The organism is Parasedimentitalea maritima, from assembly GCF_005771405.1.
Lineage (GTDB): Bacteria > Pseudomonadota > Alphaproteobacteria > Rhodobacterales > Rhodobacteraceae > Parasedimentitalea > Parasedimentitalea maritima.
Map to the genome: position 1 here is coordinate 49,604 of NZ_VAUA01000009.1, position 12,205 is coordinate 61,808.

14 protein-coding genes are annotated in these 12,205 nt (G+C 53.4%); 7 read left to right on the forward strand and 7 right to left on the reverse strand.

Annotated elements, in window-relative coordinates; genetic code table 11:
- Positions 1–77 precede the first annotated feature (77 nt).
- From dacB to FEE96_RS16930, 3 genes are all read left to right on the forward strand, one after another.
- Positions 78–1,562, forward strand: coding sequence for a D-alanyl-D-alanine carboxypeptidase/D-alanyl-D-alanine endopeptidase (gene dacB, locus FEE96_RS16920; protein ID WP_138164478.1), 1,485 nt, complete (start codon positions 78–80; stop codon positions 1,560–1,562).
- Between the two features lie 206 nt (positions 1,563–1,768).
- Positions 1,769–2,008, forward strand: coding sequence for a hypothetical protein (locus FEE96_RS16925; protein WP_138164304.1), 240 nt, complete (start codon positions 1,769–1,771; stop codon positions 2,006–2,008).
- A gap of 8 nt (positions 2,009–2,016) precedes the next feature.
- Positions 2,017–2,511 carry a hypothetical protein gene (locus FEE96_RS16930; RefSeq protein WP_138164305.1) on the forward strand — a complete coding sequence of 165 codons (495 nt, stop codon included), beginning with the start codon at positions 2,017–2,019 and terminating at the stop codon, positions 2,509–2,511.
- Between the two features lie 158 nt (positions 2,512–2,669).
- Here FEE96_RS16930 and FEE96_RS16935 read toward each other — a convergent pair whose 3' ends face one another.
- The 4 genes from FEE96_RS16935 to FEE96_RS16950 form a co-directional block, all read right to left on the reverse strand.
- Positions 2,670–3,185 carry a GNAT family N-acetyltransferase gene (locus tag FEE96_RS16935; RefSeq protein WP_138164306.1) on the reverse strand — a complete coding sequence of 172 codons (516 nt, stop codon included), beginning with the start codon at positions 3,183–3,185 and terminating at the stop codon, positions 2,670–2,672.
- Between the two features lie 47 nt (positions 3,186–3,232).
- Positions 3,233–3,901 (reverse strand): pentapeptide repeat-containing protein, encoded by a 669-nt coding sequence (locus tag FEE96_RS16940; RefSeq protein ID WP_171021744.1) that lies wholly within the window; start codon positions 3,899–3,901, stop codon positions 3,233–3,235.
- Positions 3,902–3,977: 76 nt separating this feature from the next.
- A complete protein-coding gene (locus tag FEE96_RS16945; protein ID WP_138164308.1) occupies positions 3,978–4,400 on the reverse strand; it encodes a tellurite resistance TerB family protein in 423 nt (140 codons plus the stop codon).
- An 89-nt stretch (positions 4,401–4,489) separates the two neighbouring features.
- Positions 4,490–4,948, reverse strand: a complete 459-nt coding sequence (locus FEE96_RS16950; protein WP_138164309.1) for a cupin domain-containing protein — start codon at positions 4,946–4,948, stop codon at positions 4,490–4,492.
- Between the two features lie 96 nt (positions 4,949–5,044).
- On the opposite strand from FEE96_RS16950, the gene FEE96_RS16955 reads away from it, so the two are divergent.
- Positions 5,045–5,932 carry a LysR family transcriptional regulator gene (locus tag FEE96_RS16955; RefSeq protein WP_138164310.1) on the forward strand — a complete coding sequence of 296 codons (888 nt, stop codon included), beginning with the start codon at positions 5,045–5,047 and terminating at the stop codon, positions 5,930–5,932.
- Between the two features lie 121 nt (positions 5,933–6,053).
- A complete protein-coding gene (locus FEE96_RS16960) occupies positions 6,054–7,700 on the forward strand; it encodes a lysine--tRNA ligase (protein WP_138164311.1) in 1,647 nt (548 codons plus the stop codon).
- Positions 7,701–7,756: 56 nt separating this feature from the next.
- On the opposite strand, the gene FEE96_RS16965 is transcribed toward FEE96_RS16960, so the two are convergent.
- Positions 7,757–8,644 (reverse strand): DMT family transporter, encoded by an 888-nt coding sequence (locus tag FEE96_RS16965; protein ID WP_138164312.1) that lies wholly within the window; start codon positions 8,642–8,644, stop codon positions 7,757–7,759.
- Positions 8,645–8,946: 302 nt separating this feature from the next.
- Between FEE96_RS16965 and FEE96_RS16970 the strand changes: the two genes are divergently transcribed.
- Positions 8,947–9,777: a class I SAM-dependent methyltransferase gene (locus tag FEE96_RS16970; RefSeq protein WP_138164313.1), complete on the forward strand. Its 831-nt coding sequence runs from the start codon at positions 8,947–8,949 to the stop codon at positions 9,775–9,777.
- Between the two features lie 98 nt (positions 9,778–9,875).
- Here FEE96_RS16970 and FEE96_RS16975 read toward each other — a convergent pair whose 3' ends face one another.
- Entirely contained in the window at positions 9,876–10,784 is a 909-nt protein-coding gene (locus tag FEE96_RS16975; protein WP_138164314.1) for a class I SAM-dependent methyltransferase, read from the reverse strand.
- A 292-nt stretch (positions 10,785–11,076) separates the two neighbouring features.
- On the reverse strand, positions 11,077–11,646 hold the full coding sequence (locus tag FEE96_RS16980) for a gamma-glutamylcyclotransferase family protein (RefSeq protein WP_138164315.1): 570 nt from the start codon (positions 11,644–11,646) through the stop codon (positions 11,077–11,079).
- Positions 11,647–11,752: 106 nt separating this feature from the next.
- On the opposite strand from FEE96_RS16980, the gene FEE96_RS16985 reads away from it, so the two are divergent.
- Complete coding sequence (locus FEE96_RS16985) at positions 11,753–12,199, forward strand: RrF2 family transcriptional regulator (protein ID WP_138164316.1); 447 nt, start codon at positions 11,753–11,755, stop codon at positions 12,197–12,199.
- The last annotated feature ends 6 nt before the right edge of the window (positions 12,200–12,205 follow it).

Genomic DNA, 12,205 nt, shown 5'->3' on the forward strand with positions numbered 1-12,205 from the left:
CAGGCAGCCCACTTACTAAAAACCCCTAATGGTGATTGTTTGCCGTTTTGAAACGAATTTATTAGACTATGAGCAATATGGTTTCTCGTCGACATTTTCTGCTATCCAGCTTGGCCCTGATCGGAGCTCGTGGCGCTTGGGCCAACGCCCCGACCACTTCATTGCGACCTCATGCCCGGCGTGAGGCGGTCCGTATCATTACCGCTGACGGTCTAAAAGGCGTCTTACGACGCGCGGCCCTACCGGGCAAAGTCGCCTGTGCTGTGGCCGATGTTGAAACGGGTCTGCGGCTTGAGGCTGAAAATGGGGCCGCCGGCCTGCCCCCAGCCAGCGTCGCCAAGGCACTGACCTCGTTGTACGCATTAGATATTTTGGGCGCAGACCATAGATTTCAAACTAAAGTTATCGCGACTGGTGGTCTGCGTGGCGGTGTTATTCAAGGAGATCTGATCCTTGTTGGCGGCGGCGACCCGACCCTCAGCACCGATCATTTGGCGCAGATGGCCAAGGCGCTCAAAAGCGCCGGGGTGCGTGAAGTCAAAGGCGGATTTAAACTGTGGGACGGCGCCCTGCCCTACGTGCGCTCCATCGACCCCGATCAACCCGACCACGTTGGCTATAGCCCGGCAATTTCGGGTCTGTCGTTGAACTATAACCGGGTGCATTTTGAATGGAAGCGCGCGGGCCAAAAGTGGGCCGTGACCATGGACGCCCGCACCGAAAAATACCGCCCCGAGGTGTCAACAGCGCGTATGAAAGTAGTGACACGCACAACACCAGTCTACACTTACTCTGACAAAGGTGGCGCAGATCAGTGGACCGTGGCCAATGCGGCCTTGGGCAAGGGTGGATCACGCTGGCTGCCTGTGCGGCGTCCTGCCGAATACACCGGCGATGTGTTTCGCACCATGGCCCGCGCCAATGGCATTGTACTGGGCAAACCCCGCAAGCTGAAATCACTGCCAAAGGGAGAGGTCCTGGCACAGCACAGTAGCGCCGCGCTCTCTGTTTTGTTGCGCGGCATGTTGAAATATTCCAACAACCTGATGGCAGAAATGATCGGCATGTCCGCCTCAGCGGCCAGCGGGCGAAGACCTAACTCGCTGAAAGCATCCGCAGACTCCATGAACCGCTGGGCCGCTGGCAAATACGGCATGACCAGCACCCGGCTAGTGGATCACTCGGGCCTGGGTGAAAAATCTCGGATGACTCCAAATGATCTGGTTGGCGCGCTGATTGCAGCCCGAAAGGGTGGTCAATTAAAGCCATTGCTCAAACCCTTCCTGATGCGGGATGCCAATGGCAAGGTGAACAAAAACCACCCGATCAAGGTGAACGCCAAAACCGGAACGCTGAATTTTGTCTCTGGCCTGGGTGGTTTTATGACCGCTGCAGACGGAACCGAATTGGCTTTTGCCATCTTTGCTGCCGATCAGAGCGCACGCTCGCGGATCAAACGCGCCGACCGTGAACGGCCAGAAGGCGCACGCGGTTGGAACCGAAAAGCCAAGAAGATGCAACAAAAGCTGATCGAGCGCTGGGGGTCGGTCTACGGCAGCTAATGTGACCGGTTCGGGCCCCCACTGCCAAGGGATCGCCCGTGTCGTTGTGATCTAATACTCAACCCACAAGTTAAACCAAGCCTACAGGCCAAAGACACTTACAATCAAAGATTGTTTCTTCGGATCAGCACAGCAAAACGGCTTGAATTCCAGAAAATGTATTCTGCTTACACCTTAGTAAACGTTTACATTGGGAAATCTGATTAATGAAATACAGCAATTTTGACAGTGCTGTGCGCGCAGAAAAATCACGTTCAGGCGCGGGCTGGCGAAAAATGGCTCTGATGGCAGTTGTTTTGTCGCAATCTGCCTGCACCGCAGCGGTACTGGCTACAGGTGCAGCTGATCCATTTTATTCAGCCGTAGATGACGCCGCCGAGCGTCGTGTTCAGGAAGAGTACCGGCAAAGTATCCCGGCGTCGACGTCACCGATGACTATGCTTTAGGCCGGGCCATGTTCGAAGAAGCCAAACGGAACGACCCTGCTCAAATGGGACATCTCACCTTTCCGTCCCGGTCTGTCTGGGAAGCCAATTATGCAAGCCTAAATGGCGGTGCCGCTCCTGCGTCAACTAGCCGATCAACTGCACCAGCGGCGGCAGCTTCGGCACCTGCAGTGTCGTCCTCTCGTGTTGCCCAGGATCAGGCCACGCTGAAGAACGCCAGCACACCTTGGGCGACACTCTCAAAAAGCTGGCCTCATGATATGCTGAACCTGTCATCCGTGGCCCCCTATGCCTGTGGGATCAAACAGATGCAGTTCTCGGTCAACGGTGGCGAAACACAGACACAGTCGTTCTCACCCTGTACAGGCGGCAAAGCAAAAGCCAATCCGCCATATTGGACCTTTTCTGGGGATTCCATCGAGACGGTCAGCGTGACAATGACCTTTGCAAACGGGTCTAAGAAAACCAGAAACTTTACACGCGCCCAAATACTGCAACCTTAAGTCAAGCGATGTGGTTGCAAATGTTAAGAAAGGAGGCGGCTGAATTGGCCGCCTTCTGCACGCCGCCCGAGGGACACAAATAAATTCCGCTCAGAAAATGAACCGCCCCAAAGACACGCCGCCGTACTTCATGCTCAAGGTTAGCTTTGCGGAACCTTTCACTTCTTGTCCTCTACCACAAAGACAAGATCGCCCTGCCCGGCGTCGGTAGAACGACCATCGGCCAACATTCCAAGTTTCTCTGCAACACGAATTGACCCGATGTTGCGTTGGTCAATCTCAGCAAAAATTCGCGGTATATTCAAAGAGGTTTGCACATAATCCAACACGGCTTTGGCCGCTTCCGTCCCGTAGCCTTTTCCCCAAGTCTGACGATTGAAACGCCATCCAATCTCTGCGCTCCCCCTGTCCTGACCATCAGGAAGTAGCATTATCCAACCCAGAAATCCCTGATCTGCGTCTTTCAGGCGAACCGTCCAGTACCCTAACCCGTCCGGATAGTTGGCTTGCATGCGTTCGGTCAGAAATGCGCAGTGTTGTTCCGGGTTGTTCCATGGCCCATCGACAAACTCGGTGACGTCGGGGTCGCGGTCCATCTTCAGGCAGTCGTCAAAATCAACCAGACCGCGTTGACGCAACTGAAGACGTTGGGTGACAATATCCGGAACAGACATCGTTGGTCCTTTGCTAAATGCATATGGCGAAGGGGAAAACTCCCCCTCTAGAAAACCTTCAAACCAAGTCCCCGTAACAGCTCGGTGGCCTGGTCTTTAGAAATAATTGCGCCTTTGAAATTTGCTGCGCTGGAAAAACTAAGGTCCCCCAGATCAGCCTCTCTCAGATCAGCTCCGGCAAAACGTGTTGTAGACATATGCGCATCGTCCAACCGGCACCGGTACAGCACCGCATCGCGAAAATCACAGTCCGCCAAATCAGCGCCAGAAAAATCAACCTCTTCCAGTTCATACTTTCGGAAATTCATCTTCCTAAGAAACGCATTGGACAAAGTGGATTTAGAAAACTGAACACCCAGCGTCCGTGCCTCGCCAAAATTGGCGCCTGTCAGTTTGCAGTCCGTAAAACTCGCTGCCGACAAGTAGGCACCCCGCCAAACAGAAAGCGACAGGTTGCAGTTGTCGAACCTTGCTTCGGAAAAATCACCATAGCTGAAGTCACATTTCAGGGCGCGACAGGATTTAAACGTAGCGCCTTCACAGGACAAATTTGTGAGGCTGCTCTCTGAAAAACGGCATTCTTCGAAAGAGCATTCGGTGAAATCCAACCCAGACAGATCCACACCAGTAATGTCGATCGACTGAAACGATGTTTGATCCTGTGACAGGCTCTTTTCGAAATCACGTCGGGTGAACCGCAGCTTTTCTTTTTCCATCAGTAAATTCAAACATATAGGCATAGGTCCCTGGTGACCAGGGCCACCAGATACTCTTTAGCAAGTACAAATTAGATCAGGTCACATGTCGTGCCCGCGCGCCGCGCTCAATCGCGGCGGCATGTAGCCGGTCTATGTTCAGCTCGTATCGGATCTCAGCCAAAAACTCCAATTCGGTCTCGGCCAGTTTCCCATCCGACGCTGCGACATCACAAGCCAGCGCATAGGCTGTCTCGTGTAGCCGTTCGGGCAGGTTATCGCGGATCAGGCCAAATAGCGCATCCAACCCGTCCTCTTGTTCAAACAGGTCGAACACGGTCTGCGACATCCGTTTGATCCGATCGATGTCATAGTCGGCAAAGATCGGCAGCATATTCACCGCTGACTGAATCTCCATCAGTTCAGAGGTGCGAATATTTTCGTCCGAAGCCGACACCGCCACCATGATCGCAACAAGACAATCCTGCGGGGTAAGCGGGTGTGGGGTTGGCTCGGTCATATGCGCATCCTTTTATGCTGTCTCTTGCAGAGGATAGGATAGGCAGCCTGCGGGATAGGTTCAACTGTTGCCTTTCATATTGGCGACAATCAGCCCTGCGCTGAGAATTGGTATTCGATGTCCTCAAAGCAGCCATTTGGAAACCCATAGGCAAAGCGCAGGCCTTCACCCCCCGCAACAGTGCCATGTTCTGCGCCTCCAGGAATGTAGATCGCAACGCCCGGACTGATATCATGTGGCATGCCATCAATTGTGACAATTCCGGCGCCCTCCAGACCAAAATAGAACTCGGCCGGGTCATGACGATGAGGTTGCAACCGGCCACCGGCCTCAAATTCTGCAATACCCAGAACCATGTCACGCGGAGTCTCAGCTGTGCCATTGATCAGCGTGCGCCAGCGCACTTCGCCATAGGTCGGATCAGTGCCGCCGGACAAAGGGACATGGGCCGCGTTCACCGCCAAAGGCGCATGCGGCAGGTTACTGGCTTGGTTCAGCACCTCAGTTTCACCAATCTCAGCAGCAAACCCATACAGAATCTCAGTCATAGCGCAGTCTCCTCTTCCTGCCGCCAGTTAGGGGGCTAGGCGGAGCCAGTTCAATAGGATAAAGCTGCATCACAACATACGCTGAGTTTATGATATATGCGACAACTTCCAGGCTTCTCAGGTCTCACTGCTTTCTACGCTGCAGCACGTCATGGAACTCTGACCGCAGCCGCACAGGAATTGAATGTATCACAACCCGCCGTATCGCGACGCATCGCCGCGCTAGAGGCGGATCTCGGGTGCCTGCTGTTTGACCGATCACATAAACCTGCCCAGATAACTCAACAAGGCAGGGACCTGCTGCAGGCGCTGCATAGTGGATTTGGTCAGATTGAAAGCACCGTTGCGCAAATTCGGCAGGCGGCTCTGTCGCGTGTTGTCACAGTCACCGCGCCCTCTGGGTTTGTGGCTTTCTGGCTGATCCCTCGGTTGGGGCAGCTGGAAGAAAGCTTCCCGGACCTGACCATTCGCATCATAAGCCAAGAGTATGGTGAGGCCGCGCGCCCTGGCGACGTTGTGATCCGGTTTGGCCTGCCCGATCTGGAAGCCTCTGAGGAAAGACGCCTGCTCAGCACTGAGGTTTTTCCGGTCGCCAGCCCCCTGTACCTGGATCGTCGCGGCATGACGCCCGAACAACATGACCTGTCCAGCGTGACCCTGTTGACGATGGAAGCCGCGCGCAGTCAGTGGCATGACTGGCCCAGCTGGTTTCAGACCGCCGGAATGGCGATGCCGCGGGGGGTGCGTTCTTTGGATTTCAGCTCTTACGCAATGCTGGTGAATGCGGGCTTAGCTGGCCAAGGGGTGTTTCTGGCCTGGGGTGGGGTACTGGACACCTTTCTGCAAACCGGAGCACTGGTGCGCCTACACGGTCCCAGCGCAACTTCCCTACGCGGTTATTTCGCGACAGCGCGGGATGGGCTGGCTGCCGGGCAGGATGTGCAGAAAATTCTGGATTGGATCACAAAAGAGGCCTGTAAATAGCGCCAATGTGGTGCTGTTCATTGACTCATGCTGCACTAGCACAATAGACCGGGCCAGTCGGCTGCATGGGGCAGCTGGATACGCGATGCGGCCCAATTGAGGCCATCCGATGGAGAACACTATGTCTGATCTGCGCGAAACTGCTCTGAAGAGCAAAGCCTGGCCGTTTGAAGAAGCCCGTAAGGTGCTCAAACGTTATGCCAAAGGCGCGCCGGAAAAGGGATTTGTCCTATTCGAAACCGGCTATGGCCCATCCGGTCTGCCGCACATTGGGACCTTTGGCGAAGTCGCCAGGACCACAATGATCAAACGCGCGTTTGAAGAGATTTCCGACATCCCAACCAAACTGGTGTGTTTTTCGGATGATCTGGATGGCATGCGCAAGGTGCCCGGCAATGTGCCCAATCCCGAGGCACTGGCCGACCATCTGCAAAGACCGCTGACCGCGGTTCCGGATCCATTTGGCACCCATGAAAGCTTTGGCCACCACAACAACGCCATGCTGCGCCGCTTTCTGGATACCTTTGGCTTTGAATATGAATTCATTTCAGCCGCTGAGTTTTATGGCTCCGGCCAGTTTGACGCGGTGCTGAAGCGCGCTGTCGACAAATACGACGAGGTCATGGCGGTGATGCTAAAATCGCTGCGCGAAGAGCGCCGCCAGACCTATTCCATCTTCCTGCCAATCCACCCGGAAAGTGGTCGCGTTCTTTATGTCCCAATGAAGAAAGTCTGCGCCGAGACCTACACCATCACGTTTGACGACGACGGCAAGGAATGGACCCTACCCGTCACCGGTGGCAACGTGAAACTGCAGTGGAAGCCGGACTTTGGTGCTCGCTGGGCGGCGCTGGGTGTCGACTTTGAAATGTACGGCAAGGACCACAGCACCAACACGCCGATCTATGACAGCATTTGCCGCATTCTGGGCCACCGCGCACCGGACCATTTCACCTATGAACTGTTCCTGGATGCCAACGGGCAGAAGATCTCAAAAACATCCGGCAATGGCATCTCGATTGACGAATGGCTGACCTATGCCAGCTCAGAAAGCCTGTCGTACTTCATGTACCTCAAGCCTAAGACGGCCAAGCGGATGCACTTTGATGTGATCCCCAAGGCAGTGGATGAATATCACCAGCAACTGCGCGCCTATCACGGGCAGGACACCAAGGGGCAGTTGAACAACCCAGTCTGGCACATCCACGGCGGTGACGTACCGCAGTCGGATATGGTGGTGCCATTTGCCATGCTGCTAAATATCGCCAGCGTCTCTAACGCGGAAGATAAAGAAACCCTGTGGGGCTTCATCAACAAATATGCCCCTGATGCAACGCCGGAAAGCAACCCGACATTGGATCAAGCCGCAGGCTTTGCGGTGGCCTATTTCAATGACTTCGTGAAACCGGCCAAGACCTTCCGCCTGCCAACAGATCAGGAACGCACTGCGCTGTCCGATCTGGCCGAAGCGTTAAAATCGCCCGAAGCAGCATTGGCGGCAATTGCCAAGAAGAATGAGATCGACGGCAAGGATGATGCGTTGCCCGAGGTTGATTTTGGCAGCGATGATTTCCTGCAGTCAGTGGTCTTTGCCATCGGCAAAATCCACGGGTTCGACCCACTGCGCGCCTGGTTCTCGGCAATCTACGAGGTGCTTCTGGGTGCGACCCAAGGCCCACGCTTTGGTGGTTTCATCGCCCTGTACGGTGTCGACGAGACCATCGCCCTGATCGACAGCGCGTTGAACGGTGATCTGGTCAGCGACTAAGGCTTAGCATCGGTTTGAAGATAGAAAAGGCGTCCCTGCGGCGCCTTTTTTGTTGCTTAGCTGGGCGATTTGGCTGCTGTGGGCTTATCACGGAAACTGACCAGATAGGCCGCGATCAGCACCAGACATGTGGCCGGTACAAAGGCAAGACCCGGCCAGATCTGAAACACCACCAGATCCGCACCCACGGCAAAAATCAGCGACAGGTATTCCACCCCGGCCAGCTTGGCGGTTTCGGCGAGTTTCAACCCAAGCGTCATGCAGATATGGGCAAGACCGCCGGCCAAACCTGCGCCAATAAGATAGCCATAGGTGACAAGATCGGGACTGGCCCAGCCTAACGGGAGTGAACACAGCCCACCAATCGCGCAAACCAAGGCAAAGTAAAAGGCGATGGCGCCGGGGTGTTCGGTTTTGGTCAGGTCACGGATCTGCACCTTGGCAAAGGCGGTGATCACTGCAGTGACCAATCCCAGCATAACACCAAGCAAATAGCCGTCGCCTTGGCTGCCCTCTATCGCGGGAACGGTAATCACCAGCACGCCGACAAAGCCCAAGACAACGGCCAGGATGCGGGTTCGGTTGATCTCTTCTCCCAGCATGATGCGCCCAAGGATCAGCATCACAATGGGGGTCAGATAGCCGATCACCGTGCTGTCAGCGACCGGCAGGTATCTTAGCGAGGCAAAAGACGTCGCCATGGCCGCCAACCCCAACAAGCAGCGTAGGATATGGGACCCGGGGCGCTTGGTCAGCAATCCGGTTGGGAGATCTCCGGTCAAGTGCAAATAAATCACCAGCGGCAGCAGAGCGACAGCGCTGCGCCAAAAAATGATCTGCCCCAAGGGGACGGTTTCTGTAGTCAGCTTTACAAAAACCACCATAACGGTGAAGAAAAAGCTCGCTGCTACACGTAGGGCAAGGCCAAATTGATCCTGTGACATTCCAAATCTTTAGGTGATTGAATTGGTTTGGCTGGTCCGGGTTCTCGTTACTAAGCGTGAGAAATATACAGCTCGAGATTAAAAGCGCGGCAGAAGCTAATGTCCAGACTACACGTTCATGTTTACCGCCCCGCTTGCAGAGCAAAACATTGCACCCGATTGACGGGCCGGTGACATAAAACCATTGACTCGATTTGCTCGACACCTGTTTGATCGGGGTAAGGTTTGGAACGTTTACATTTGGCTATATCGTAAAACGGTGCGCCCCCGTTGGCGATGGTTTCAAGAGAGCGAGTTATATAATGGAAATTGATAGTCCCAGTGCATCTTTTATTGGCACGATCCCGGCAAATTATGACCGCTATCTTGGCCCGTTGATATTTGAGTTCTCGGCTGCTGACATGGCAAAACGGGTGGCAAGCGGGCTAAATGGTGCCGCTCGAATTCTGGAGGTGGCATGTGGGACAGGCATTTCGACACGTCATCTGTCTGAAAAGACCCCTGGTGGAACCGAAATCACCGCAACAGACCTGAACCAGGCCATGCTGGATTTTGCCGCTGAGAAAAATGGCGCGCTTGAGGGGGTAACATACCAACAGGCCGACGCTTTGGCCTTGCCCTTTGCGGACAATGAATTCGATGCCGTGGTTTGCCAGTTTGGGGTAATGTTCTTTCCGGACAAAGCCGCAGGTCTGGCAGAGATGTCGCGGGTTCTAAAACCCGGCGGTCAGTTGACCATCACAATCTGGGATCGCTTTGAGGTCAATCCGGCTGTCGGGATTGTCGATAGTGTCATTAAAAGTGCGTTTGACACCAACCCACCGCGCTTTCTTGAGGTGCCCTTTAATCTGCTCGATGTCAGCGCAGTGGAAAGCCTGTACCATGGCGCGGGGTTCCAGGACGTTGACGTCACCCATGTCAGTGAAGCGGTAAAAGTGCTCGACCATGAAAACGTTGCACGCGGTTTCCTCACCGGAAATCCAACAGTGTTAGAGGTAAATGACCGCGGTTCTGTAGACATTGAAACCCTCATCAAGGCGGCTAGCAAAAAGCTGGAAGACACTTTTGGACCGGTGCCGGTCGCATTGCCGTTTCGGGAAATTACATTTCAATCCAGAAAATCAAAACCGTAGATGGAACGCAGATAGGAATTTTACGCACTCTGTCCTTGCGATGGTATTGGCGGTTTTTCTGCGGTTAGCGACACTGTGTAGGTTACACCAATGGCCTTTCACAGGCCCCTTGTTAATCGGTCAAATTTTTGTCCAACCCGACCGGCGAACCCAGGCTTGCGGCGGGCTACAATTGTCACCGATCCTGACCGCGACCGGATAAATTTGCTTCCCTTGGGGTCATAAATTGCATCCGATCTTCGGTTCGATGACTTCGTAGCGAAGCACTTCGAGAAGATCAATTCACCACCAGCAGTTTGAATTGCCTTCGTCAAACTTTCCTGTGTGAAAAAAATCGTATGGGGATCATGTCGGTAATTCAAAACCAGGTGACTTATTCCGCCTTGAGGCACCTCGATCAACAAGCTCCCATTTGCCTTCAAGCAGCTAAATAGAACAGTCAGCGTTTCCACAAGTCGCTCGGCGACAAGGTGCTCCATCGAGTGTGAAGATATGATCGCATCAAACGAGCCGCGAGGTAGATCATCCAGATTTTCATATCGGGTGGCACCAATATGAGACAGGTATTTTTGGCTATCTAGATCAGGTTCGAACGCAGCAAGTGTTTTTGCCTGCGAGATCGAAAGAAAATAGCCGGGTCCACTGCCGAAATCCAATATATGCTTAAGTGGGTTTCTTAGGCTTTCGAGCACTGAAAGTTGCCGATTGGCACGAGCAAAGTAACGCGAAAGGCGTGGACTTTTGCTCCGCATTTCAGGGGAGAAATATTGCTCTGGTTCAATTTGTCTATCTCCCCGATTGGACCGAGAATATTGAACGCTGTAAAAGTTATCTAGCAATACATCGGCATCTACGAAGTACCCCAGGCCACACGCGGTGCAATACTCAATCGTACTTGATGCAAATGGTTCAACTTCAGATGGGTAGCTACTCGCGTATTCAACTGAATTATCACTACAAACGGGGCAGGTTTTTGTTTCGCTCAACGATTTGAAGGGAATATTCATTTTTTGAACAGATTAATCAAAACTCCAAAGTGTTTTTGCCAGTTGCGTTTCTTATGTGAAGTATGAACCTTAGGTATTTTGGTTCAGGAACAATATCCGAGTAACATAGATATACACTGTGTCTTGATGTTAAGCCGCGCTTTGTCTCAAAAAATATGCACGGCTCAGTTTTATGTATATCCTTTACTACGCTTAGCAGCACTATGACTTAAAAAAACCAATTGCAACCGGCCCGCCTTTGTTACAGCTTCCCACAATTGTGTTCGCTTCCGCTGATTTTCCAGTTCGGCAGCTATGCCGCAACGATAATCCGGGCATCTAAGGCGTTCAGGTGATCGTCAACCAATCGCAATTCAGCAGAACCTAAGGACTGATGGCGCGGATAACGTGGCGCAGAACGGTCGTTCAGTATGGGAGCCGTCCAGCCATCCGTACTCGCAAAAAACTCTGCCACCCCGTCTTTACCAAATACCTGAGCATAGCCCTGCACCACGACATCCAAGTAACTCAACAGAATTGGGTGCTGATCTGTAACCGCTTGCTGACATGCCTGCGGCACCGCATAGACCGAAATTTCAGGGGATTGCTGCATCTCATGCTGGACTGCGTTCTGTGTCGGCAACCGATCATACGCGAATTCGCGTTGATCCAGCGCCTGCCAGTCCGCATTCGGAACCGCAGCGATCAACCCGTCGATTTCGCTCTCTGCACAGGGAACAGCGGTCAGAAAGGCGACCTCGCGCAGGGTGGTGTGTGCCCAACTGCGACGCCAGCCTCTCAACCGTGCGGGCTGTGGGTCGTGATAGTCGTGGGTCGCCAGGTTCACCAGGCTTCCATAGCCAAAGAAATAAGGGTTGGACATCAGGGTTGGACCTCACATAGCGTCAATCTGTCTTATTGATGTATGTCAAACCGCTTTTTGAACGGCTGTGCAATATTGAATTACAATTAGTGATTGGAAGAGTGAAATGCGTATAACCAAAAGAACCAACATTGCAGTACGATTGTTGATGTATTGTGCAACCAACACTGACCGGTTGGTGACCAAATCTGAAATTGCAGAATGCTGCAATATCTCTGAAAACCATCTGGCGCAGGTGATCAATCAGCTTAGCCAACTGGGCATTCTGCACACCCAACGGGGACGCAACGGCGGCATGAGCCTGCAGAAACCCGCCACCGACATCCGCATAGGCGAGGTTTTTCGCCAGGTCGAGGGCGACCTGCCAATGGTCGAGTGTTTTGCTGATAACGACAATACCTGTCCGCTTACCAATGCCTGTCGTTTGAAACTGGCCCTTACCGACGCTGCGCACGCTTTCTATGCGTCGCTGGATGATATCACCCTTGAATCTCTGGTCTGTGACAACTTCGACCTGATGAAAATCCTGCAACCCGTCAGCTGCGGTCGTTAAACCGCA

What these genes read in the sequence shown, in the direction of transcription:
- dacB (WP_138164478.1), top strand. Translation starts at nt 78, where the DNA reads ATGGTTTCTCGTCGACATTTTCTGCTATCCAGCTTGGCCCTGATCGGA.
- FEE96_RS16925 (WP_138164304.1), top strand. Translation starts at nt 1,769, where the DNA reads ATGAAATACAGCAATTTTGACAGTGCTGTGCGCGCAGAAAAATCACGT.
- FEE96_RS16930 (WP_138164305.1), top strand. Translation starts at nt 2,017, where the DNA reads ATGTTCGAAGAAGCCAAACGGAACGACCCTGCTCAAATGGGACATCTC.
- FEE96_RS16935 (WP_138164306.1), bottom strand. Translation starts at nt 3,185, where the DNA reads ATGTCTGTTCCGGATATTGTCACCCAACGTCTTCAGTTGCGTCAACGC.
- FEE96_RS16940 (WP_171021744.1), bottom strand. Translation starts at nt 3,901, where the DNA reads ATGGAAAAAGAAAAGCTGCGGTTCACCCGACGTGATTTCGAAAAGAGC.
- FEE96_RS16945 (WP_138164308.1), bottom strand. Translation starts at nt 4,400, where the DNA reads ATGACCGAGCCAACCCCACACCCGCTTACCCCGCAGGATTGTCTTGTT.
- FEE96_RS16950 (WP_138164309.1), bottom strand. Translation starts at nt 4,948, where the DNA reads ATGACTGAGATTCTGTATGGGTTTGCTGCTGAGATTGGTGAAACTGAG.
- FEE96_RS16955 (WP_138164310.1), top strand. Translation starts at nt 5,045, where the DNA reads ATGCGACAACTTCCAGGCTTCTCAGGTCTCACTGCTTTCTACGCTGCA.
- FEE96_RS16960 (WP_138164311.1), top strand. Translation starts at nt 6,054, where the DNA reads ATGTCTGATCTGCGCGAAACTGCTCTGAAGAGCAAAGCCTGGCCGTTT.
- FEE96_RS16965 (WP_138164312.1), bottom strand. Translation starts at nt 8,644, where the DNA reads ATGTCACAGGATCAATTTGGCCTTGCCCTACGTGTAGCAGCGAGCTTT.
- FEE96_RS16970 (WP_138164313.1), top strand. Translation starts at nt 8,947, where the DNA reads ATGGAAATTGATAGTCCCAGTGCATCTTTTATTGGCACGATCCCGGCA.
- FEE96_RS16975 (WP_138164314.1), bottom strand. Translation starts at nt 10,784, where the DNA reads ATGAATATTCCCTTCAAATCGTTGAGCGAAACAAAAACCTGCCCCGTT.
- FEE96_RS16980 (WP_138164315.1), bottom strand. Translation starts at nt 11,646, where the DNA reads ATGTCCAACCCTTATTTCTTTGGCTATGGAAGCCTGGTGAACCTGGCG.
- FEE96_RS16985 (WP_138164316.1), top strand. Translation starts at nt 11,753, where the DNA reads ATGCGTATAACCAAAAGAACCAACATTGCAGTACGATTGTTGATGTAT.